This is a genomic window from Streptomyces sp. NPDC048436, assembly GCF_043200355.1.
In the GTDB taxonomy this organism is placed as follows: Bacteria; Actinomycetota; Actinomycetes; order Streptomycetales; family Streptomycetaceae; genus Streptomyces.
In genome coordinates this window covers 480,946-502,477 of record NZ_JBICXP010000005.1, presented here as the reverse complement: position 1 = coordinate 502,477, position 21,532 = coordinate 480,946, and the positions used below count along the sequence as shown (strand labels likewise).

General features: G+C 70.5%; 20 protein-coding genes. 10 read left to right on the top strand and 10 right to left on the bottom strand.

Annotated elements, in window-relative coordinates; translation table 11 throughout:
* Positions 1-7: 7 nt before the first annotated feature.
* Positions 8-1,267: an Ig-like domain-containing protein gene (locus ACGFX9_RS20850; protein ID WP_393473683.1), complete on the bottom strand. Its 1,260-nt coding sequence runs from the start codon at positions 1,265-1,267 to the stop codon at positions 8-10.
* Between the two features lie 240 nt (positions 1,268-1,507).
* A complete protein-coding gene (locus ACGFX9_RS20845; RefSeq protein WP_393473680.1) occupies positions 1,508-1,879 on the bottom strand; it encodes a hypothetical protein in 372 nt (123 codons plus the stop codon).
* A gap of 110 nt (positions 1,880-1,989) precedes the next feature.
* On the opposite strand from ACGFX9_RS20845, the gene ACGFX9_RS20840 reads away from it, so the two are divergent.
* A complete protein-coding gene (locus tag ACGFX9_RS20840) occupies positions 1,990-2,337 on the top strand; it encodes a hypothetical protein (RefSeq protein WP_393473677.1) in 348 nt (115 codons plus the stop codon).
* A gap of 34 nt (positions 2,338-2,371) precedes the next feature.
* Here the strand turns inward: ACGFX9_RS20840 and hutH are convergent, their stop codons facing one another.
* The 5 genes from hutH to ACGFX9_RS20815 all read right to left on the bottom strand — a co-directional run bounded on the left by hutH (position 2,372) and on the right by ACGFX9_RS20815 (position 8,939).
* A complete protein-coding gene (hutH, locus tag ACGFX9_RS20835) occupies positions 2,372-3,910 on the bottom strand; it encodes a histidine ammonia-lyase (protein WP_393474015.1) in 1,539 nt (512 codons plus the stop codon).
* Between the two features lie 279 nt (positions 3,911-4,189).
* Positions 4,190-5,362: a diguanylate cyclase domain-containing protein gene (locus tag ACGFX9_RS20830; protein ID WP_393473673.1), complete on the bottom strand. Its 1,173-nt coding sequence runs from the start codon at positions 5,360-5,362 to the stop codon at positions 4,190-4,192.
* Positions 5,363-5,447: 85 nt separating this feature from the next.
* The gene (locus ACGFX9_RS20825; RefSeq protein WP_393473670.1) at positions 5,448-6,245 is read right to left on the bottom strand and encodes an enoyl-CoA hydratase/isomerase family protein; all 798 of its coding nucleotides are present in this window, start codon (positions 6,243-6,245) and stop codon (positions 5,448-5,450) included.
* A 79-nt stretch (positions 6,246-6,324) separates the two neighbouring features.
* A complete protein-coding gene (locus ACGFX9_RS20820; RefSeq protein WP_393473667.1) occupies positions 6,325-7,506 on the bottom strand; it encodes an adenylate/guanylate cyclase domain-containing protein in 1,182 nt (393 codons plus the stop codon).
* 554 nt (positions 7,507-8,060) lie between these two features.
* On the bottom strand, positions 8,061-8,939 hold the full coding sequence (locus tag ACGFX9_RS20815; protein WP_393473664.1) for a biotin--[acetyl-CoA-carboxylase] ligase: 879 nt from the start codon (positions 8,937-8,939) through the stop codon (positions 8,061-8,063).
* A 149-nt stretch (positions 8,940-9,088) separates the two neighbouring features.
* On the opposite strand from ACGFX9_RS20815, the gene ACGFX9_RS20810 reads away from it, so the two are divergent.
* The 4 genes from ACGFX9_RS20810 (at position 9,089) to ACGFX9_RS20795 (ending at position 11,848) form a co-directional block, all read left to right on the top strand.
* Positions 9,089-10,735 carry an acyl-CoA carboxylase subunit beta gene (locus ACGFX9_RS20810; RefSeq protein ID WP_393473661.1) on the top strand — a complete coding sequence of 549 codons (1,647 nt, stop codon included), beginning with the start codon at positions 9,089-9,091 and terminating at the stop codon, positions 10,733-10,735.
* An 18-nt stretch (positions 10,736-10,753) separates the two neighbouring features.
* Positions 10,754-10,960 carry an acyl-CoA carboxylase epsilon subunit gene (locus ACGFX9_RS20805; protein ID WP_393473659.1) on the top strand — a complete coding sequence of 69 codons (207 nt, stop codon included), beginning with the start codon at positions 10,754-10,756 and terminating at the stop codon, positions 10,958-10,960.
* Positions 10,961-11,074: 114 nt separating this feature from the next.
* Positions 11,075-11,203: a morphogenic membrane protein MmpB gene (gene mmpB, locus ACGFX9_RS20800; protein ID WP_393473656.1), complete on the top strand. Its 129-nt coding sequence runs from the start codon at positions 11,075-11,077 to the stop codon at positions 11,201-11,203.
* A gap of 36 nt (positions 11,204-11,239) precedes the next feature.
* The gene (locus tag ACGFX9_RS20795) at positions 11,240-11,848 is read left to right on the top strand and encodes a nucleoside triphosphate pyrophosphatase (RefSeq protein ID WP_393473653.1); all 609 of its coding nucleotides are present in this window, start codon (positions 11,240-11,242) and stop codon (positions 11,846-11,848) included.
* A gap of 32 nt (positions 11,849-11,880) precedes the next feature.
* Here the strand turns inward: ACGFX9_RS20795 and ACGFX9_RS20790 are convergent, their stop codons facing one another.
* On the bottom strand, positions 11,881-12,357 hold the full coding sequence (locus tag ACGFX9_RS20790) for a hypothetical protein (RefSeq protein WP_393473650.1): 477 nt from the start codon (positions 12,355-12,357) through the stop codon (positions 11,881-11,883).
* Positions 12,358-12,707: 350 nt separating this feature from the next.
* On the opposite strand from ACGFX9_RS20790, the gene ACGFX9_RS20785 reads away from it, so the two are divergent.
* Together ACGFX9_RS20785 and ACGFX9_RS20780 are read left to right on the top strand one after the other, a co-directional pair.
* Positions 12,708-14,480 (top strand): acetyl/propionyl/methylcrotonyl-CoA carboxylase subunit alpha, encoded by a 1,773-nt coding sequence (locus ACGFX9_RS20785; RefSeq protein WP_393473647.1) that lies wholly within the window; start codon positions 12,708-12,710, stop codon positions 14,478-14,480.
* Between the two features lie 168 nt (positions 14,481-14,648).
* Positions 14,649-15,287, top strand: a complete 639-nt coding sequence (locus ACGFX9_RS20780) for a TetR/AcrR family transcriptional regulator (protein WP_393473644.1) — start codon at positions 14,649-14,651, stop codon at positions 15,285-15,287.
* On the opposite strand, the gene ACGFX9_RS20775 is transcribed toward ACGFX9_RS20780, so the two are convergent.
* Both ACGFX9_RS20775 and ACGFX9_RS20770 read right to left on the bottom strand, forming a co-directional pair.
* Positions 15,273-16,241 (bottom strand): DeoR/GlpR family DNA-binding transcription regulator, encoded by a 969-nt coding sequence (locus tag ACGFX9_RS20775; protein WP_393473641.1) that lies wholly within the window; start codon positions 16,239-16,241, stop codon positions 15,273-15,275. The genes ACGFX9_RS20780 and ACGFX9_RS20775 overlap by 15 nt on opposite strands.
* A gap of 177 nt (positions 16,242-16,418) precedes the next feature.
* The gene (locus ACGFX9_RS20770; RefSeq protein WP_393473638.1) at positions 16,419-17,867 is read right to left on the bottom strand and encodes an NAD(P)H-quinone dehydrogenase; all 1,449 of its coding nucleotides are present in this window, start codon (positions 17,865-17,867) and stop codon (positions 16,419-16,421) included.
* A gap of 117 nt (positions 17,868-17,984) precedes the next feature.
* Here ACGFX9_RS20770 and ACGFX9_RS20765 point away from each other — a divergent pair, with 117 nt between their 5' ends.
* From ACGFX9_RS20765 to ACGFX9_RS20755, 3 genes are all read left to right on the top strand, one after another.
* Positions 17,985-18,422 (top strand): gamma-glutamylcyclotransferase, encoded by a 438-nt coding sequence (locus ACGFX9_RS20765; protein ID WP_393473635.1) that lies wholly within the window; start codon positions 17,985-17,987, stop codon positions 18,420-18,422.
* Between the two features lie 134 nt (positions 18,423-18,556).
* On the top strand, positions 18,557-19,378 hold the full coding sequence (locus ACGFX9_RS20760; protein WP_393473632.1) for a purine-nucleoside phosphorylase: 822 nt from the start codon (positions 18,557-18,559) through the stop codon (positions 19,376-19,378).
* Positions 19,379-19,856: 478 nt separating this feature from the next.
* Complete coding sequence (locus ACGFX9_RS20755; RefSeq protein ID WP_393473629.1) at positions 19,857-21,503, top strand: phospho-sugar mutase; 1,647 nt, start codon at positions 19,857-19,859, stop codon at positions 21,501-21,503.
* Positions 21,504-21,532 lie beyond the last annotated feature (29 nt).

The following is a 21,532-nucleotide window of genomic DNA, read 5'->3' as shown; positions in this document are numbered from 1 at the left end:
CGTCGCGTCAGACGGCCGAACCGGCCTTCCACTGCGCCCAGTCCATGACCCAGCCGTTGAAGCCGTTGTCGGGCTGGACCGTCTTGTCGCCGGTGTTCCGGACGTCCACGACGTCACCGACCATCGAGTTGTCGTAGAACCAGGCACCAGGCGTGCTCTTGTCGCCCGCACCCTTGGCGTCCTGCAGACCGACACAGCCGTGGCTGGTGTTGGCGCCGCCGAAGATGGACTTGGCGCCCCAGTAGTTGCCGTGGATGAACGTGCCCGACTGGGACAGGCGCATGGCGTGCGGCACGTCCTTGATGTCGTACTCGCCCTTGCCGTCGCCGTCCTTGAAGCCGACCGTCGCGCCGTCCATGCGGGTCTCCTTGAACTTCTCGGAGATCACCATCTGGCCTTGGTACGTCTTGTTCTCCGGGGAGCCCGCGGAGATCGGGATGGTCTTGATGACCTTGTTGTCCCGCATGACCTTCATCGTCTTCGTCTTGGCGTCGACGATGGAGACCTGGTTGCGACCGATCTTGAACTGGACCGTCTTCTCCTGGACACCGGTGACGCCGTCAGCGCCTTCGACGCCGTCGAGGGCCAGCTTCATGGTGACCGTGGAGTTGCCCTGCCAGTACTTCTCGGGGCGGAAGTCGATGCGGTTGTTGCCGAACCAGTGGCCGACGACTTCCTGGCCGCTGCTCGACGACACCTTGATGTGGGACTGAACGTCCTTCTTGTTGCTGATCGCCTTGTCGAAGTTGATCGACACCGGCATGCCCACGCCGACCGTGGAGCCGTCCTCGGGCGTGAAGTTCCCGATGAAGCTGTTGGCCGGCGAGACCGTCGTGAACTTCGAGTTCTCGTGCGCCTTGCGACCCTCGGAGTCCTTGGCGGTGGCGCTGAGCTTGTACGTGGTCGCGCGCTCGAGCTGGGCGCTGGGCTTCCAGCTCTTCTTGTCCGCAGCTATCTGACCGGCCACGGCGGTGCCCGACTCGGTCGTCATGGTCACATCCGTGAGGGATCCCTTGCTCACGGTGACCTTGGCCGCGCTGTTGATGCTCGCGTTGTCGGAGCCGTCCTTCGGCGCGATCTTGATATCCGCGTCGGACGACTTCTTGGCTGCCGCTTCGTCGACCTGGTTCTGCGACTCCTTGCCGCCGCCGGCACTGCTGTCGCCGTCGTCGCCGCTACAGGCCGAGAGCACCAGGACGCCGCCGACCAGGGCGGACACGACCGCAAGACCCTTGCGCCGTCCACGCTGTCGCCTACTGTCCGTCATCACACGCTTCTCCATCGTTGCCGAATTCCCCAACAAGCCATTCCCAACAAGCCAAGAACGCCGGGATTCCCCGTAACTCCGCATAACGTCCTGCCCGGTACGTCCCGTTCCACTACCGCCGAAGATGTGGGGAACACCACGTCGCGCGATGCGCCGGTGACAGCCGTGCACCCCTGAGACGACAGAACCCCGGGCGGCGGTTGCCGCCCGGGGCCACGGGTTCCGTTTCCTGCCTACCGCTTACAGCCCCCGGCCACCCGCGCCGTCCACGTCTGCGTCCACGTCCTCGTCGACGTCGTCCTCATCATCCTCGTCGGGGTCCCAGTCCGGTGAATCGGGGTCGTACTCGATCTGCTCGCTGCTCCAGGACGCCTGCGCGAGCTCCACCCCCGGGACCTTGCTGACCAGGTCGAACGGGTCGACGAGGTAGGCGAGCGCCTCCGCGTCGTCCTCCTTGACGGCCGTCTCCGCGTGCAGCCGTTCCTCGGCCGGCATGTGCTCGTCCTCCGCGATGCGGCTCAGGGCTGAGGAGGCGAGCTCTCCGGAGTCGTCGACCTCGACCACCAATTCGACGCGGAGCCGTACAAAACGTGATGTCTCAGATGTGCTCATGGTCCGGAGCGTACGACCCATGGCCCCCGCGACTTTCCCGCGACCCGCGCCTTTCACTACCATCGCCCCACACGGCCAATTCGCCAGCACCACAAGGGGGATCCGATTCCGTGTCCGCACGCCGATCGCTGCTGACCGCCACTGCCGCGGGGGCCCTTCTCGGCGCCCTGTGGTTCGTTCCCTCCGCCAATGCGACGGCGACGTTCAGATCACCACAAGCCCCTGACACACAGCAGGTCGTCCATACGGAACGGCAGGCCGTCCACACGGAACAGCACCGCGCCACGCTCCCCGCCGAGAGCGGCACCGCCCTCCCGGAGGAACGCCTCGCGGACACCGGCGCGGGCGTCGACACGACCCCGTACCTGATCGGCGGGACCGCGTTCCTGGGACTCGGGGCGGGGTTCGTCGCCTACTCCGTACGACGCGAACGCCAAGGGGGCGCCGTCAGCATGTGACGGCGCCCCCATCGGCGTACGGAAGAGACGGTGGCTAGGCCAGCGGTCCTGTCACCGGCTCGACCGCGGCGAGCAGGGCTCCGGAGCGCACGAACTCGTCCGCCGCCGCCAGGTCGGGCGCGAGGAAGCGGTCCGGGCCAGGGCCCTGGACGCCCGCCTTGCGGACCGCCTCGATGACCGCCCGCGTCGCCGGGGCGGGGGTGAGGCCCTCGCGGAGTTCGACCGCGCGCGTCGCCGCGTACAGCTCGATCGCGACGATGCGGGTGAGGTTGTCGACCGCGGTGCGCAGCTTGCGGGCCGCGGACCAGCCCATCGAGACGTGGTCCTCCTGCATCGCGGAGGACGGGATGGAGTCGGCGGACGCGGGCACCGCGAGCCGCTTCATCTCGCTCACCAGGGCCGCCTGCGTGTATTGGGCGATCATCAGGCCCGAGTCCACGCCCGCGTCGTCCGCGAGGAACGGCGGCAGACCGTGCGAGCGGTTCTTGTCCAGGAGCCGGTCCGTGCGGCGCTCGGCGATCGAGCCGAGGTCGGCCGCGGCGATCGCGAGGAAGTCCAGGACGTACGCGACCGGGGCGCCGTGGAAGTTGCCGTTCGACTCGACGCGGCCATCGGGCAGGACCACGGGGTTGTCGACGGCGGCGGCGAGCTCACGCTCGGCGACCGTACGGGCGTGGGCGAGGGTGTCACGGCCCGCGCCCGCGACCTGCGGCGCGCACCGCACCGAGTAGGCGTCCTGCACGCGCGGCGCGTCGTCCTGGTGGTGCCCCGTCAGGCCCGAACCGGCAAGCACCGCGAGCATGTTGGCGGCGGACGCCCCCTGGCCCGGGTGCGGACGGATGGCGTGCAGCTCGGGCGCGAGGACCTTGGCGGTGCCGAGGAGCGCTTCGAGGGTGAGCGCCGCGGTGATGTCCGCGGACTTGTAGAGGGCGTCGAGGTCGGCGAGGGCCATCACCAGCATGCCGAGCATGCCGTCGGTGCCGTTCAGGAGGGCGAGGCCCTCCTTCTCGCGCAGCTCGACCGGGGTGATGCCGTGCGCGGCGAGCAGCTCGCCCGCGGGCTTCAGCTCACCGTCGGGGCCCTCGGCGTCGCCCTCGCCCATGAGCGTGAGCGCGCAGTGGCTGAGCGGCGCGAGGTCGCCGGAGCAGCCGAGCGAGCCGTACTCGTGTACGACGGGGGTGATCCCCGCGTTGAGTACGTCGGCCATGGTCTGCGCGACCTCGGGGCGTACGCCGGTGCGGCCGGAGCAGACCGTCTTCAGGCGCAGGAACATCAGGGCGCGTACGACCTCGCGCTCGACCCGCGGGCCCATCCCCGCCGCGTGCGAGCGGACGATGTTGCGCTGCAGCTGGGCGCGGAGTTCCGGGCCGATGTGCCGGGTGGCGAGGGCGCCGAAGCCCGTCGAGACGCCGTAGACGGCTTCGGGCTTGGCCGCGAGGGCGTCGACGATCTCGCGCGAGGCGGCGAGGGCGGTCACGGCTTCGGCCGAAAGATCGATGCGGGCGTTGCCGCGCGCGACGGCGATGACGTCCGCCGCGGTTGTCCCGGACGTCCCCAGGACCACGGTGTGCATATCCATATTCAGCAGCGTACGGACTGAATCGCCAAGTGTCACGGGCGGAGGGGGCCTGGGCCTCTTACTCCGGGGGCCGGGGCCCCGGAAGGGGCCCCGTCAGGGGCGCGAGGAACTGCGCGACAAGCCACGACGAACCCCGCACCCGGGAGCAGCCAGAAACATGGCAGACGCGCCCCTCAAGGGGCGCGGGGAACTGCGCGACAAGCCACGACGGGCCCGCACCGGGAAGAGGCCAGAACACGGCAGACGCGCCCCCGGACCCCGCCCCCACGGGGGCTACCGCTCCCCGCCCCGGGGTTCCGGCCCACGCCCCCGGAAGCGACGCCTCTCCCCCGCCGGACGGCGCCCCCCCTCCGAATCCGCGAGCCGAACCACCGGATCATCCGCCCCCTCGCGCCCCGCAACCACCGGCTTCACCGCGCGAGCCGCCTTCGCGCGGTACTGCGCCGCATCCGCCAGGCGGAAGAGCCGCCGAGCCGAGCGGACCTCGCCGATCGGATCCTCCGTGGAGGCGACCCCGCACGCGACACCCTCCCCCAGCTCCAACTCCGCCGCCCGTACGCAGAGTTCGTCGGCGACCCGTACCACCTCGTCCGCCGTGGGCCCCACCGAGAGCAGGCAGAACTCGTCACCGCCGAGCCGCGCGGACAGGGTCCCGGGCAGCATCGCCCCGCACAGCGAGAGCACAGAGCCGAAACGTTCGAGCAACCGGTCGCCCACCGCGTGACCCTGCGTGTCGTTGACCCACTTGAGGCCGTTCACGTCGCACACGACCAGGCTCACCACCGCACCCTCCGCCCGATGCCGCTCCACCGCCTCCTCGAGCCGCAGATCGACGGCGCGCCTGTTCGCGAGGCCGGTCAGCGCGTCGGTGAAGGCGAGGCGGCGGGCCTCCTCCAGGCGTTCGGTCTGTGCGATGCCCGCCGCGACGACCGAGGCAAGCACCGTGGCGAAGTCCGCGTCCTCGCGGCCGAAGACCGGCGCCCCCACCGGCCGCGCCACATACAGCTCGCCCCACGCCCTCCCGTGCAGCACGACCGGCGCGACCACACAGGAGCCGCGGCCCCGCCTGCGCAGGGCGGCGACGCGCTGGTGGCAGTAGCCGGGGGACGCGGCGTCGGCGGGGCCCCGCGCCGTCTCCACCCAGGCGTGCGGCTCGCCGCCGCCCGCCCAGCGCTCATGCAGGAACTCGGTGATCTCCGGGAACTCGTTCACCGGATACGCCTCGCGCTCCGGGAACTCTTCCTCCCCCTCGGCCCGTTCGCCCACGTTCACGAGCACCCTCAGCCGCCCGAGGTCACGCTCCCAGACGGACAGCGCGGCGAAACTCCCGGACAGCGCACGGCACGCGCCGATGGCTGCCGCCCGCCAGGACTCACGTGGGGTGTGCGCGACGGCCATTCCCTGCGCCAGCACGACCACAGCCCGTAGCCGGACATCCTCTCCCATCTCCCCAGGCTAGGAGATTTACGACATTTTGGGCGTTTGGAGCGTTACGCAGCGTGTGGAGCCGCCGAACAGCGGCCCACTCGGCTCACTCTCCGGGCCACTGCGGCTTCCGCTTCTCGTTGAACGCCGCCACACCCTCGGCCCGGTCACCGGAGAAGGCGACCGAGCGCCAGGCCGCGTCCTCGACCTCAAGACCGGCCCGCAGGTCGAGCCCGTGCCCGAGGCGCAGGGCGCGCTTGGCCGCGCGCAGGCCGACGGGCGAGTTGGCGGCGATCCGCGCGGCGAGCGCCAGCGCTTCCGTACGGTCCTCACCCTCGCCCACAAGCTGGTCGACAAGACCCAACTCCCGCGCCTCGCCCGCCTCCACGCGCCGCGCGGTGAAGATCAGCTCGGCGGCGCGCGCGGCGCCGACCCGGCGCGGCAGCAGCTGCGTACCGCCACCGCCCGGGATCACGCCGACCGACACCTCGGGGAGCCCGACCACGGCGGTCGCATCGGCGACGATGAGGTCACAGGCGAGCGCGAGCTCGAACCCGCCGCCGAGCGCGAAACCGTGCACGGCGGCGATGGTCGGCACGGGCAGTTCGAGTACGCCGGTGTAGGCGGCCCGTGCGGTGGGCCGCTGACGTACCAACTCGGCGTCGGAGAAGGAGTTGCGCTCCTTCAGGTCGGCGCCCACGCAGAAAGCCCGCTCATGGGTGGACGTCACGACGACGACACGGGTGTCACCGTCCTGCGCGAGGGCGGCGCAGGCAGCGCCGATGGAGCGGGCCATGTCCGTGGACACGGCGTTCATCGCCTTGGGCCGGTCCAGGGTCAACTCGGCGACGTGGGCGTGCCGCCTGACGCCGACGAAATCCCCGTACCGCTGCTCGCCGCCCATTGCTTTCCTCCAGGTCCGGTTAACGCCCGTTACCGCTTGGCAGGAGGATCATGCCACCGCTACGGAGCGCCGGGAAGGCTCAGCTCCGCCGGGCCAGCAGCCAGGGCTCGACGACACCGAGGCCTCGCACGGGCCGCTGCCACATCGGCTGCAGGGCGAAGCGGTAGGAGGGCGGCTGTGAGCCTTCCTTCTCCGCGGCCTCGGCCGCTTCCGCCGCCTCGGTCTCGGAGGCGGGCGCGTCCCCCGTGTGCTTCAGCTCCTCCGCGAGCGCGCCGTCCACCAGGACCGCGTCCTTGGGCGCTATCGACGTAAGACGGCTCGCGAGGTTCACCGTCGTACCGAAGACGTCGCCCATCCGGGTCGTGACCGTGCCGAAGGCGATGCCGACGCGCAGCTCGGGCATCGTCTCGTCGTTGGCCATGGTCTCGATCAGCCGCAGGGCGATCTCCGCCGCCACGCCCGCGTCGTCGGCGGCGTACAGCACTTCGTCGCCCAGCGTCTTGATGAGCCGACCGCCATGCGCCGCGACAAGATCCGCCGCGGTGGTCTCGAAGGCCTCGACGAGTTCGCCGAGTTCTTCTTCCTCCATACGCCGGGTGAGCCGCGTAAAGCCGACAAGGTCGGCGAACCCGACCGCGAGCCGCCGGTCGACCATCTCCTCGTCGTCGGCGGCCTGCACCACGCGCCCGGTCGCGGCGGCGAGCTGCCGCCGCCACACGTAGACGAGGAACTCCTCCAGCTCGGGCAGAAGAAGCTCTATCAGCGGGTACGTCACTTCGGTCCGCGTCATGCCCGGCTCGGGCGGCTCCGTCAGACCCTCCAGGAAAGAGTCGATCTGCCATTCGGCCAGCCGGGCGGTGGTCTGCCCGGTCGACCGGGCCACCTGCACCGCCATCGCCTCGCTCAGCAGCCCCGCCTCGACAAGACCGGCGAGGCGGCGCAGCGCGAGCACGTCCGCCTCGGTCAGGGCCTTGGCCTGGCCGATGTCGGGAAAGCCCATGGCCCGCCAGAAGCGGGACGCGAGTTCCATGGATACGCCGGCGCTGCGGGCCGCCTGGAACGGGGTGTAGCGGCGGTCGGCGCCGAGGATCAGCCCTTCGAGGCGCAGGGCCAAGGGGTCCTTCTCCGGATCCCCGGGCTTCTCCTCTCCGGAGTCCATGGGGTCGAACGCGTTCGTGGCGGCGGCCCCGGCGGTACGTCCGGGCTCACCGTCGGGGCCGGGGGATGCGCCCGTGCCGGAGCCCGTGTCGTCGACGGTCACGCCTGCTGCCCTTCCGATCTGCCGCGGTCATATATCGACCGGCGCCAACTTTACGGCAGGTGTGCCGCAGCTCACGCCTTTACCTGGCGGGGGCGCCTTGGGCGGTGGGCCTGCACCCTCCCCCCACCGAACAGACCTTCCCCTCCCACCCACCCGTTTGCCCCGCATCCGCCCCTGAACGAACAAGCTTTCCCGCCCACCCACCCGATTGCCCCGCAGTCACACCTCGACGAACAAAGGTGGGTGGGCGGCCTGAGACGCGAACGTCCCACTCGGTCGCAGTCGGCAGCGCGCGCGAGGGGACGTGTCGGTATTTCCGCCCGGAGCACGGTTCGCGGCGCTCCGGTGCCGCAGTAGCCCACGCGGCCACCGGACGATGGCGAGGACGGACATACCGGCGCGGCCCCGCACCCACAGACGAACAGACACCGCACCCCGCCCAGCGCACCGCGGCCCCGCCCTCAAGACGAACAGACACCGCACCCCCGGCCCAGCGCACCGCGCCCCGCCCCACCACCGCACCCGCATCCACCCCGTGCACCCCCCCTACCCCCCTAAACCCCCCGCAAATGCACAACATCCCCCGCCCCCACCGGCTCCTGCACCCCGTCCCCCGTAGCGAGCACCAACCGCCCGTCCCCGTCCACCGCCACCGCCTCCCCCGTGATCGACCGGTCCCCCGGCAACTCCGCCCGCACCTCGCGGCCGAGCGTCGCGCAGCCCGCCGCGTATGTCTCCTGGAGGCGGGAAGCCGCCGGATCGCCCTCCGCCGCTCGCCAGTCCCCGTACCACTGCTCCAGGGAACGCAGCACGGCCCGCAGCACCGTGTCCCGGTCCGTCGTCGTCGCTCCGGCCAGGGCCAGCGAACCCGCGGTGGGAACCGGGAGCTCGTCCGCGCGCAGGGTCACGTTGATGCCGATGCCGATCACGACGCCGCCCCCGGCGGCCCGCTCGGCCAGGATCCCGCCCGCCTTGCGTTCCTCGCCCCCCACCGTCACCAGCAGGTCGTTCGGCCACTTCAGCGCCGTGTCCACACCTGCCGCCCGCGAAAGACCCGTGGCGGCGGCGACCCCCGTGAGCAGCGGCAGCCACCCCCACCGCTCCACCGGCACGGTGGGCCCCGGCTTGAGGAGAACGGAGAAGAAGAGGCCCGAGCGCGCCGGCGCGGACCAGCGGCGGTCGAGGCGGCCACGCCCCGAGCTCTGCTCCTCGGCGACGAGCACCGCGCCCTCGGGCAGCTCGTCGGCCCGCGCGACAAGATCCGTGTTGGTCGACCCCGTCGCGGGCACGACGTCCAGAGAGGTCCAAAGACCCCCGCCCCGCACCAGCGCCCGCCGCAGCGAAGCGGCGTTCAGCGGCGGCCTTTCGAGGTCGGACCAGCGGTTCCTGTCAGGAAGGCCAGAGGAGTCGTCTGAAGCATCTCGCGGCGTCATGCAAGCCACCTTAGGTGTGGCAAACGCCGCACTGCCGAACCGTATGCGCGCCGATACCCTACGAGTCAGTAGCAAGCGAGTCACCAGCAGCCGCAAGCCCGCCGCAAGCCGCCAGTAGCCCCTTTGAGCAGGCAGGGAGCCACATCCCTATGTCCGAGCCGGAAGAGCCCAACGTGTCCGTGCCAAGCGCCGCCAGCGAAACCGCCGCCCCCGAGGCAGGTATCGACATCCATACGACTGCGGGAAAACTCGCTGATCTGCAGCGCCGCATCGAGGAGGCCAAGCACGCCGGCTCCGCTCGCGCGGTCGAGAAGCAGCACGCCAAGGGCAAGTTGACGGCTCGTGAGCGGATCGACCTGCTGCTCGACGAGGGCTCCTTCGTCGAGCTCGACGAATTCGCGCAGCACCGCTCGACCGACTTCGGCCTGGAGGCCAACCGCCCTTACGGCGACGGCGTCGTCACCGGGTACGGAATGGTCGACGGCCGCCCCGTGGCCGTCTTCTCGCAGGACTTCACCGTCTTCGGCGGTGCCCTCGGCGAGGTCTACGGCCAGAAGATCGTCAAGGTCATGGACTTCGCCCTGAAGACCGGATGCCCGGTCATCGGCATCAACGACTCCGGCGGCGCCCGCATCCAGGAGGGCGTCATGGCCCTGGGGATGTACGGCGAGATCTTCCGCCGCAACACCCACGCCTCCGGCGTGATCCCGCAGATCAGCCTCGTCGTCGGCCCCTGCGCGGGCGGCGCCGTCTACTCCCCGGCCATCACCGACTTCACGGTCATGGTCGACCAGACGTCGCACATGTTCATCACGGGCCCGGACGTGATCAAGACCGTGACGGGCGAGGACGTCGGCTTCGAGGAGCTCGGCGGCGCCCGCACCCACAACAGCACCTCCGGTGTCGCGCACCACATGGCGGGCGACGAGAAGGACGCGATCGAGTACGTCAAGTCCCTGCTGTCCTACCTGCCTTCGAACAACCTCAGCGAGCCGCCCGCCTTCCCCGAGGACGCGGACCTGGAGCTGACGGACGAGGACCGCGAGCTGGACACGCTGGTCCCGGACAGCGCCAACCAGCCGTACGACATGCACGGCGTGATCGAACACGTCCTTGACGACGCCGAGTTCTTCGAGACGCAGCCGCTGTTCGCGCCGAACATCCTCACCGGCTTCGGCCGGATCGAGGGCCGCCCGGTGGGCATCGTCGCCAACCAGCCGACGCAGTTCGCCGGGTGTCTGAACATCGACGCCTCCGAGAAGGGCGCCCGCTTCGTCCGCACCTGCGACGCGTTCAACGTCCCGGTCATCACCTTCGTGGACGTGCCGGGCTTCCTGCCGGGCGTCGAGCAGGAGCACACGGGCATCATCCGCCGCGGCGCGAAGCTGATCTACGCGTACGCGGAGGCCACGGTCCCGCTCATCACGGTCATCACGCGCAAGGCGTTCGGCGGCGCGTACGACGTCATGGGCTCCAAGCACCTGGGCGCCGACCTCAACCTGGCCTGGCCGACCGCGCAGATCGCGGTGATGGGCGCCCAGGGCGCGGTGAACATCCTGCACCGCCGCACGATCGCCGCGGCCGGCGACGAGGCCGCCCAGGAGGCGACCCGCGCCCAGCTGATCCAGGAGTACGAGGACCGGCTGCTCAACCCGTACACGGCCGCCGAGCGCGGTTACATCGACGCCGTGATCATGCCGTCGGAGACCCGCGGTCATCTGGTCCGCGGCCTGCGTCAGCTGCGTACGAAGCGGGAATCACTGCCTCCCAAGAAGCACGGCAACATTCCCCTCTGAGCCCTCCAGGAGTGATCCATGATCAAGGTCGTACGGGGCAACCCGACCCCGGAGGAGCTGGCCGCCGCACTCGCGGTGGTCCAGGCGCGCGCCGCGGCGGTCGCGAACCAGCCGTCCGGCGCGCCCGCGGCACTCGACGCCTGGGCGGACCCCGCGCGGGTGGCCCGCGAGCGGCTGCCCGCGCCGGGGCCGACGGCGTGGGGACGTACGTACTGGCCCGTGTGAGCGGCCTGGCACGCCACGACGCGCCATGACGCCACGAGAATGAGTGAGACGGGCCGGGGCGCCTGAGTACGCGTACTCAGGCGCCCCGCTGTCACCGGTCGCAGTATCGGAATCATGCTGTGGTCGGATCCGGAGAACACCCCTCCCAAGGACATGCGGGACATGCAGGCGAAGCTGCGCCGTGCCGGGGTCCTGCTCGCGCTTGCCATGGTCGTGGCGATGTTCGTCCTGGGCATCCGCTAGGCCTGAGCATCGACCGGGGCTCGCTACGCTGACCGTATGAGTGATCAGCCCCGCCGTCTCGTCCTCGCCTCCAAGTCCCCCGCCCGGCTCGGCCTGCTGCGCCAGGCCGGACTCGCCCCCGAAGTGATCGTCAGCGGCGTCGACGAGGACGCGATCTCCGCACCGACCCCCGCCGAACTCGCCCTCGCGCTCGCCGAGGCCAAGGCCTCGGTCGTCTCCGCGCGCCCGGACGCGAAGGGCGCCCTGGTCGTCGGCTGCGACTCGGTCCTCGAACTGGACGGACAGGCGCTCGGCAAGCCCGCCGACACCGAGGAGGCCACCGCCCGCTGGAAGTCCATGCGCGGGCGCGCGGGCGTCCTGCAGACCGGCCACTGTGTGTACGACACGGCGTCCGGCCGCCATGTGTCGGCGGTCGCCTCGACCGTCGTCCGTTTCGGCGACCCCTCGGACGAGGAGATCGCCGCGTACGTGGCGAGCGGCGAACCCCTGCATGTGGCGGGCGCGTTCACGCTCGACGGCCGCTCGGCCCCGTTCGTCGAGTCGATCGAGGGCGACCACGGCAACGTCATCGGCCTCTCGCTGCCGCTGCTGCGCCGCCTCCTGGCCGAACTGGGCGTGGGCATCACGGAATTGTGGGCCGAGTAGGGGCAGGAGGGCCCACAAAGGCCCCGAAGGGCTCAGGCGGGCTGTGGGGCGCCGTTCTCGGGCGTCCCGCCGCCCGCCGTGCCGTTGCTCTCGCGGGGCGCGTCGGACACCTCCGCGGCCTTCTTGTCGTACGCCACGAGCGTCAGCACGATCAGGCCGAGTACGACCATCATGAAGACGAAGGCGGCCCAGCCCACCAGGCCGACCGAGAACGCCCCGAGCACGCCGTGCACCACGGCGGCGCTGATCAGCAGCAGCCGGCCGAAGCGGCCCGGCGCGCGGTCGCGTATCGCCGCGCGCAGCATGATGACGCCGCACAGCGCGAGGTAGAGGCCGAAGAGGGCGCCCGCTATCCACGTCGAGACGGACATGGCGTGCGGGTCGAGGCCCGCGAGGGACATGTCCTGCTTGTTCACGACAAGCCCGAGGAACCAGTTGAGGAGTGCGATGCCGACCGCCTCCACCAGAAGCACGATCGCGCCCACCAAGGCCACCGGTCTACGCGCCACGGCGCCCCACCCTCTTCCGCTGTTACCGCCAGTTCGTGCCAGACATCGCGAACGCTACTAACGGGTAAACCGGGGGACAAGAGCTCTGCCGAAGGCAAAGAATCATTGGGCCATTCGTAGGGACTCCACAAAGATTGACCCCTTGCCGCAGCACGCTCGCACAGAGACCTTGACCACATCGGGGCGTTAGTCTGCCGGGAAGGGACCCTGCGTACCGTGGTGCGACAAGGGATTTCGCTGATCGGGCAGGCCCGGATCACGCTCCGTGTGGGCAAGCTCACCATTGGGGACGGGTCGAAAGGTCGTGTCGGCAGTCCCTAAACTCGGCTTGTTTCAAGGAGGGAGCCATCGTGCGCAAGGTGCTCATCGCCAACCGTGGCGAAATCGCTGTCCGCGTTGCTCGGGCATGCCGGGATGCAGGGATCGCGAGCGTAGCCGTCTACGCAGATCCTGACCGGGATGCTCTGCATGTACGTGCGGCAGATGAGGCGTTCGCGCTGGGCGGTGACACTCCGGCCACCAGCTACCTGGACATTTCCAAGGTTCTGGCAGCGGCCAAGGACGCGGGGGCGGACGCGGTCCACCCCGGCTACGGCTTCCTTTCGGAGAACGCCGACTTCGCGCAGGCCGTGCTGGACGCGGGCCTCATCTGGATCGGCCCGCCGCCGCAGGCCATCCGTGACCTGGGTGACAAGGTCGCCGCCCGGCACATCGCGCAGCGCGCGGGTGCCCCCCTGGTGGCCGGTACGCCGGACCCGGTGAGCGGCTCCGACGAGGTCGTGGCCTTCGCCCAGGAGCACGGTCTGCCGATCGCGATCAAGGCCGCCTTCGGTGGCGGCGGGCGCGGTCTCAAGGTGGCCCGCACCCTCGAAGAGGTGCCGGAGCTGTACGACTCCGCGGTGCGCGAGGCCGTCGCGGCCTTCGGTCGCGGCGAGTGCTTCGTGGAGCGCTACCTGGACAAGCCGCGGCACGTGGAGACCCAGTGCATCGCGGACAAGCACGGCAACGTGGTGGTCGTCTCCACCCGTGACTGCTCGCTGCAGCGCCGCCACCAGAAGCTGGTGGAGGAGGCGCCCGCGCCGTTCCTGAGCGAGGCGCAGAACGCCGAGCTGTACGCGGCGTCCAAGGCGATCCTCAAGGAGGCCGGGTACGTGGGCGCCGGCACCGTCGAGTTCCTCGTCGGTGTCGACGGCACGATCTCCTTCCTGGAGGTCAACACCCGTCTGCAGGTGGAGCACCCGGTCACCGAAGAGGTCACCGGCATCGACCTGGTCCGCGACATGTTCCGCGTCGCGGACGGCGAGGAACTGGGTTACGGCGACCCGGAGTTGAGGGGTCACTCCTTCGAGTTCCGGATCAACGGCGAGGACCCCGGCCGCGGCTTCCTGCCCGCGCCCGGCACGGTGACGGTGTTCGCACCGCCGTCGGGCCCCGGCGTGCGCCTGGACGCGGGCGTCGAGTCCGGCTCGGTCATCGGCCCGGCGTGGGACTCGCTCCTCGCCAAGCTGATCGTGACCGGTGCGACGCGTGAGCAGGCCCTGCAGCGGGCGGCGCGCGCCCTTGAGGAGTTCAACGTGGAGGGCATGGCCACGGCCATCCCCTTCCACCGCGCGGTCGTCAAGGACCCGGCCTTCGCTCCCGAACTGACCGGCTCCACCGACCCGTTCACGATCCACACCCGGTGGATCGAGACCGAGTTCGTCAACGAGATCCCCGCGTTCACCGCGGCGGCCGACACCGAGGCGGACGAGGAGCCCGGCCGCGAGACGGTCGTCGTCGAGGTCGGCGGCAAGCGCCTTGAGGTCTCGCTCCCCTCGTCGCTCGGCATGACCATCGCCCGCACCGCCGCCGCGGGCGGCGCGCGTCCCAAGCGGCGCGCGGCGAAGAAGTCGGGCCCGGCGGCTTCCGGCGACACCCTGGCATCTCCCATGCAGGGCACGATCGTCAAGATCGCGGTCGAGGAGGGCCAAGAGGTCAAGGAGGGCGACCTGGTGGTCGTCCTCGAGGCCATGAAGATGGAACAGCCGCTCAACGCGCACCGTTCCGGAACGATCAAGGGGCTCACCGCGGAGGTCGGCGCGAGCCTGACCTCCGGCGCGGTGATCTGCGAGATCAAGGACTGACCTGCGCCGGCCGGGCTGGAGCATCCAGCCCGGCCGGCGAAGTATTCAGCCCGTCCGGCGTTCGAGGACGAACTCGGCGAAGCCGGTGACAGACGGTCCGCACAACATGGGCCCCGCCCATCAGGCATCCTTGAAGAGGTACCCGCACCTTCAGGGAGGACCACAGCGATGAGCACCGGCACGGAACCGCAGCCCGCACGGGCGATGCGTGCCGACGCGCGCCGTAACTACGACCGGCTCCTCGCGGAGGCCCGCGCCGCCTTCGCCGAGCACGGCACAGGCGCCTCGCTCGAGGACATCGCCCGCCACGCGAACGTAGGCATCGGCACTCTCTACCGCCACTTCCCCAACCGCCACGCCTTGATGAGCGCCGTCTTCGAGGAGGCGGTGAGCGATCTTCTGGCCCACTCGCACTCCCTGCTCGAATCCCCGGAGCCCTGCTCCGCCCTGGTGACGTGGCTGCGCGCCATCATCACTCATGCGGGTGAGTACCGCGGGCTCTCCCGCGCCCTCATGTCGGCGTCGCACGACGACAGTTCGGCGCTCGCCCGGTGCAGCAGGCCGATGCGCGAGGCAGGGACGGCCTTGCTCGTCCGGGCCCAGCAGGCAGGCGCCGTACGCCCAGGTGTCTCCATCGGCGATCTGATGCAGCTGACCAACGCGATCGCGCTGGCCGCCGAAGAGACCCCGGAGGAGCCGGAGTTGGCCGACCGCCTCCTGATGCTGACCCTGCGCGGCCTGAAGCCCGAGAGGTCGGCGCCCGGCACAACCGGGCCGGGACCGACGACAGGCTCAGCGGCGGCGTAGATCCGCCACGCGCGCGGCCCGCTCCCCGGGCTGCTGCTCCCCGAGCACCGCAGTGCGCAACTGCGCCCCGGGCCCGCCGTGGTTACGGCGCTGCCCCGGCAGGGGCACGTCCCGGCGCGGCTGTCGCCCCGCCGGGACGGAATCCACCCCGGGCCCGGAGTTAGGGCTCACGGAACCACCCGCCACCGCGATCTGCACACCCTGGTCGGCCAGGGCCTGGAGCTCGGTGGCCGCGCGGTCGTCGTGGGTGGGCGGTTCGTCCGTGACAAGACGGGTGATGACGTCCGTCGGCACCGTCTGGAACATCGTGTCGGTGCCGAGCTTGGTGTGGTCGGCCAGGACCACGACCTCGCCGGCCGCCTGGACGAGCGCACGGTCCACGCTCGCGGAGAGCATGTTGGACGTGGAGAGCCCGCGTTCGGCGGTCAGACCACTGCCCGACAGGAAGGCGCGCGAGACCCGCAGACCTTGCAGGGACTGTTCGGCCCCGCTGCCCACGAGCGCGTAGTTGGAACCGCGCAGGGTGCCGCCGGTCATGACGACCTCGACGCGGTTGGCATGGGCCAGCGCCTGTGCCACCAAGAGGGAATTGGTGACGACGGTCAGACCGGGAACCCGCGCGAGCCGTCGGGCCAGCTCCTGCGTGGTGGTTCCCGCCCCGACGACGATGGCTTCGCCTTCTTCGACGAGTCCCGCCGCGAGATCGGCGATGGCCGTCTTCTCGGCGGTCGCGAGATGTGATTTCTGCGGAAAGCCGGACTCCCGCGTGAATCCGCCCGGCAATACCGCACCGCCATGTCGGCGGTCGAGGAGTCCTTCTGCCTCCAGTGCGCGCACGTCCCGCCGTACGGTCACTTCGGAGGTCTGGACGACGCGGGCGAGCTCCCGGAGCGATACCGCTCCGTTGGCCCGCACCATTTCGAGGATCAATTGGCGACGTTCTGCAGCGAACACGAAACTGACAGTAACCCCAACGACCGTCTACTTTCAGCAGTTTGCGCCGAATTACAGAAGTTGTTCGCATGGTAGGGCGCGAAGTGGTATAGGTGCCTACTCTCCCCGCCTATGCCGGGCGAATGGGCGGCAACACCCTGTGACCTGCGCGGAGTTCCTACCCCGCGCACAAGGCGCTCAGGCCTCGCCCGCCGACTTCCGCGTGTGAAGTTGACGCGCGACCTCGGCGATCGACCCCGAAAGCGATGGGTACACGGTGAACGCATTCGCGATCTGCTCCACCGTCAGATTGTTGTCGACCGCGATCGAGATGGGGTGGATCAGTTCCGAAGCGCGCGGCGCGACGACCACTCCGCCCACCACGATGCCCGTACCGGGACGGCAGAAGATCTTGACGAAGCCGTCGCGGATGCCCTGCATCTTCGCGCGCGGGTTGCGCAGGAGCGGCAGCTTGACGACGCGGGCGTCGATCTTGCCGCCGTCGACGTCGGACTGGCTGTAGCCGACGGTCGCGATCTCGGGGTCGGTGAAGACGTTCGACGACACCGTCTTCAGGTTCAGCGGCTGCACGGCGTCGCCCAGGAAGTGGTACATCGCGATGCGCCCCTGCATGGCGGCGACGGAGGCGAGCGCGAAGATCCCGGTCACGTCACCGGCGGCGTACACACCGGGCGCGGACGTGCGCGACACCTTGTCGGTCCAGATGTGCCCGGAGTCCTTCAGCTTGACCCCGGCCTCCTCCAGGCCCATGCCGCTGCTGTTGGGGATGGCACCCACGGCCATCAGGCAGTGCGTACCGGAGATGACGCGGCCGTCGTTGAGCGTCACCTCCACGCGGTCGCCCACGCGCTTGGCGGAGGCGGCGCGCGAGCGGGACATGACGTTCATGCCGCGGCGCCTGAAGACGTCCTCCAGGACGGCGGCGGCGTCCGGGTCCTCGCCGGGCAGCACGCGGTCACGGCTCGATACGAGCGTGACGTTCGACCCGAGCGCCTGATAGGCACCGGCGAACTCGGCACCGGTGACACCGGAGCCGACCACGATGAGCTCCTCGGGGAGCTCGTCCAGGTCGTACACCTGGGTCCAGTTGAGGATTCGCTCGCCGTCGGGCAGCGCGTCGGGCACCTCACGCGGGTGACCGCCGGTGGCGATGAGCACGGCATCGGCGACGAGGGTCTCCTCGGTCCCGTCGGCCGCGCGCACGACGACCTTGCGCGAGCCGTCCGTGTCCTGCTGGCCCTCCAGACGGCCACGGCCGCGCAGCACGCGCGCGCCCGCACGCGTGACGGAGGCGGTGATGTCGTGGGACTGCGCGAGCGCGAGGCGCTTCACACGGCGGTTGACCTTGCCGAGGTCGACGCCGACGACGCGCGCCGGGGTGTCGATGTGCGGGGTGTCGTCCGCGACGATGATGCCGAGTTCTTCGTACGACGAATCGAAGCTGGTCATCACTTCAGCCGTCGCGATCAGAGTCTTCGACGGGACGCAGTCGGTGAGCACCGACGCCCCGCCAAGACCGTCGCAATCGACGACGGTCACCTCCGCGCCGAGCTGGGCGGCAACGAGTGCCGCCTCGTATCCGCCGGGTCCGCCGCCAATGATCACGATCCGAGTCACGTACTCCATTGTCCCGCACGCTTCAAGGTGCTTCGCCCCGGGGGCTCCATCCGGCCGTTCTCCCTACAAGAAGGGCACTTCCGTTACGGGAGGGACGCACGCGTCGCCTGCCGTACCCTCGACCACATGTCGCTCTACGCCGCGTACGCCGGCAATCTGGATCCGCGGCTCATGTCCCGCCGCGCCCCGCACTCGCCGCTGCGCCAGACAGGCTGGCTGAGCGGCTGGCGGCTGACGTTCGGCGGGGAGCACATGGGGTGGGAGGGGGCGCTGGCCACCATCGTCGAGGCACCTCGCTCGCAGGTCTTCGTCACCCTCTACGACATCGCCCCCATGGACGAGGACTCCATGGACCGGTGGGAGGGGGTGGGGCTCGACATCTACCGCCGGATGCGGATGCGGGTGCACACCCTGGAGGGCGAGGAACCCGCTTGGGTGTACGTCCTCAATGGATACGAGGGCGGCCTGCCGTCCGCGCGTTATCTGGGGGAGCTGGCGGACGCGGCGGAGTCCGCGGGGGCGCCGCACGACTACGTGATGGAGCTGCGGAAGCGGCCCTGCTAGCCCCCTCTTCGGGCCAGCGTCCGGCTCTCGTCGGGCTCTCGTCGGACTCTCGTCGGAAACGACAAGACAACGATCCGAATCCCGTGAGCATCGTCATCTACGCGCGTAGGGCGAGAGCGGCTACTCTCGTCCGCGTGAACGCTTCAGTTATTTCGGACGACCAGGGCGACCCCTACGTTGCCGCCGACGCCGCCGCCACGCGCCTGCGTGAGCTGACGGGCGCCGAGACCCACGACGTGGCCCTTGTGATGGGCTCCGGCTGGGCGCCGGCCGTGGACGCGCTCGGCGAGCCCGACGCCGAGTTCTCCGTCACCGATCTGCCCGGCTTCCCCGCGCCGGCGGTCGAGGGACACGGCGGCCGTATCCGCTCCTTCAAGATCGGCGACAAGCGGGTTCTCGTCTTCCTGGGCCGCACCCACTACTACGAGGGCCGTGGTGTGGCCCCCGTCGCGCATGGCGTGCGTACGGCCGTGGCCGCGGGCTGCAAGACGATCGTCCTCACGAACGGCTGCGGTGGTCTGCGCGAGGGCATGCGTCCCGGTCAGCCGGTCCTGATCAGCGACCACCTCAACCTGACGGCCACGTCGCCGATCGTCGGCGCGAACTTCGTGGACCTCACGGACCTGTACTCCCCGCGGCTGCGCGCCCTCTGCAAGGAGATCGACCCCTCCCTCGAAGAGGGCGTCTACGCGCAGTTCCCCGGCCCGCACTACGAGACGCCGGCCGAGATCCGCATGGCCCGCACGATCGGCGCGGACCTGGTGGGCATGTCGACCGTCCTCGAGGCCATCGCCGCGCGCGAGGCGGGTGCGGAGGTGCTCGGCATCTCCCTGGTGACGAACCTCGCCGCGGGCATGACGGGAGAGCCCCTGAACCACGAGGAGGTCCTCCAGGCGGGCCGAGACAGCGCTACGCGCATGGGCGAGCTGCTTTGCCAGGTGCTGGGCCGCGTTTAACGGGCGGGGGCGCCTTGGCTGGCGGGGGCGCCTTGGCTGGGGGTGCCTTGCCTGGCCGGGGGGTGCCTTGCCTGGGGGGTGCCTTCCCTGGGGCGCCTTGCCTGGCGGGGGCCTTGCTTGGGGTCTTCGCCTGGGGCGCCTTGCCTGGTAGGGGCCTTGCCCGTTGGGGGCGCCCGGTTCTGGCTTTCGCGCTCCGAAGCGCGCCTGACGCACGGACCTTTCCCACCCACCCACCCGATTACCCCGCAGGCTTCCTCCCCCGCGTACCCGATTGCCCCGCAGCATCGGCCGAGTGCACAGACCCTTCGCGCCGCGGGGTAATCGGGTGGGTGGGCGGGAAAAAATCCGCCGCGAAGCGGCGGGACAGGAATGCCCCCACCGGACCGCACTCCCGGCAGGAGAGCCCCCCGGTCCGCCCCCGGGTACCAGTACACGGAACCCCGCAACAAGAACTCCGCTCACGAGAGGCTGAAGAAACGTGCCGGACGACTCTGAACTCATCGCGCGAGCCCAGGCCTGGCTGGCCGAGGACCCGGACCCCGAGACCCGCGAGGAACTCGCGAAGCTCATCGACACCGCGGACACCGAAGAGCTGGCCGCCCGCTTCAGCGGCACCCTCCAGTTCGGCACCGCCGGCCTCCGCGGCGAACTCGGCGCGGGCCCCATGCGCATGAACCGCTCCGTCGTCATCCGCGCCGCCGCGGGCCTCGCCGCGTACCTGAAGTCCAAGGGTCAGACCGACGGCCTCGTGGTGGTCGGCTACGACGCCCGCCACAAGTCGGCGGACTTCGCCCGCGACACGGCCGCCGTCATGACCGGCGCGGGACTCAAGGCGGCGGTGCTTCCCCGCCCGCTCCCCACCCCCGTACTGGCCTTCGCCATAAGGCACCTCGGCGCCATCGCGGGCGTAGAGGTGACGGCGAGCCACAACCCCCCGCGCGACAACGGCTACAAGGTCTATCTGGGCGACGGCTCCCAGATCGTCCCGCCCGCGGACGCGGAGATCGCGGCGGAGATCGACGCCATCGCCACCCTCCACGACGTGCCCCGCCCCGAGGCCGGCTGGGAGACCCTCGGGGACGACGTCCTGAACGCCTATCTGGCCCGCACGGACGCCGTCCTGGCCCCGGACTCCCCCCGCACGGCCCGCACCGTCTACACGGCGATGCACGGCGTCGGCAAGGACACCCTCCTGGCGGCGTTCGCCCGCGCCGGTTTCCCCGCCCCCGTCCTCGTCGCCGAGCAGGCGGAGCCCGACCCGGACTTCCCCACGGTCGCGTTCCCCAACCCGGAGGAGCCGGGCGCGATGGACCTCGCCTTCGCGAAGGCACGCGAGGTGGAGCCGGACCTGATCATCGCCAACGACCCGGACGCGGACCGCTGCGCCGCCGCGGTCAAGGACGGCCCCGACAGTACTGACTGGCGCATGCTCCGTGGCGACGAAGTGGGCGCGCTCCTCGCGGCCCACCTCGTCCGCAAGGGCGCCCGCGGCACCTTCGCCGAGTCGATCGTCTCCTCCTCCCTGCTCGGCCGTATCGCGGAGAAGGCGGGCCTTCCGTACGAGGAGACCCTCACCGGCTTCAAGTGGATCGCCCGCGTGGACGGCCTGCGCTACGGCTACGAGGAAGCGCTCGGCTACTGCGTCGACCCCGAAGGCGTACGCGACAAGGACGGCATCACGGCGGCGCTCCTCCTCACCGAGCTGGCGTCCGAGCTCAAGGAGGAGGGCCGCACGCTCCTCGACCTCCTGGACGACCTCGCGGTGGATCACGGTCTGCACGCCACCGACCAGCTGTCGGTCCGCGTGGAGGACCTCTCCCTGATCGCGGACGCGATGCGCCGCCTGCGCGAGCTGCCGCCGACGGAGCTCGCGGGCCTGCCCGTGACGCGGGCCGAGGACCTGACGCGGGGCACGGACGAGCTGCCGCCCACGGACGGCCTGCGTTACACGCTGGACGGCGCCCGTGTCATCGTCCGCCCGAGCGGCACCGAGCCGAAGCTCAAGTGCTACCTGGAGGTGGTGGTCCCGGTGTCGGCCAAGTCCGGCCTGCCCGCCGCCCGCGCCACGGCGACGGACCTCCTCGCGGCGATCAAGCGCGACCTCTCCGTGGCCGCCGGCATCTAGCAGGCATCAGGGGAGCAGGGGAGCAGAGG

What these genes read in the sequence shown, in the direction of transcription:
- ACGFX9_RS20850 (WP_393473683.1), bottom strand. Translation starts at nt 1,267, where the DNA reads ATGACGGACAGTAGGCGACAGCGTGGACGGCGCAAGGGTCTTGCGGTC.
- ACGFX9_RS20845 (WP_393473680.1), bottom strand. Translation starts at nt 1,879, where the DNA reads ATGAGCACATCTGAGACATCACGTTTTGTACGGCTCCGCGTCGAATTG.
- hutH (WP_393474015.1), bottom strand. Translation starts at nt 3,910, where the DNA reads ATGCACACCGTGGTCCTGGGGACGTCCGGGACAACCGCGGCGGACGTC.
- ACGFX9_RS20830 (WP_393473673.1), bottom strand. Translation starts at nt 5,362, where the DNA reads ATGGGAGAGGATGTCCGGCTACGGGCTGTGGTCGTGCTGGCGCAGGGA.
- ACGFX9_RS20825 (WP_393473670.1), bottom strand. Translation starts at nt 6,245, where the DNA reads ATGGGCGGCGAGCAGCGGTACGGGGATTTCGTCGGCGTCAGGCGGCAC.
- ACGFX9_RS20815 (WP_393473664.1), bottom strand. Translation starts at nt 8,939, where the DNA reads ATGACGCCGCGAGATGCTTCAGACGACTCCTCTGGCCTTCCTGACAGG.
- ACGFX9_RS20810 (WP_393473661.1), top strand. Translation starts at nt 9,089, where the DNA reads ATGTCCGAGCCGGAAGAGCCCAACGTGTCCGTGCCAAGCGCCGCCAGC.
- ACGFX9_RS20805 (WP_393473659.1), top strand. Translation starts at nt 10,754, where the DNA reads ATGATCAAGGTCGTACGGGGCAACCCGACCCCGGAGGAGCTGGCCGCC.
- mmpB (WP_393473656.1), top strand. Translation starts at nt 11,075, where the DNA reads ATGCTGTGGTCGGATCCGGAGAACACCCCTCCCAAGGACATGCGGGAC.
- ACGFX9_RS20795 (WP_393473653.1), top strand. Translation starts at nt 11,240, where the DNA reads ATGAGTGATCAGCCCCGCCGTCTCGTCCTCGCCTCCAAGTCCCCCGCC.
- ACGFX9_RS20780 (WP_393473644.1), top strand. Translation starts at nt 14,649, where the DNA reads ATGAGCACCGGCACGGAACCGCAGCCCGCACGGGCGATGCGTGCCGAC.
- ACGFX9_RS20770 (WP_393473638.1), bottom strand. Translation starts at nt 17,867, where the DNA reads ATGGAGTACGTGACTCGGATCGTGATCATTGGCGGCGGACCCGGCGGA.
- ACGFX9_RS20765 (WP_393473635.1), top strand. Translation starts at nt 17,985, where the DNA reads ATGTCGCTCTACGCCGCGTACGCCGGCAATCTGGATCCGCGGCTCATG.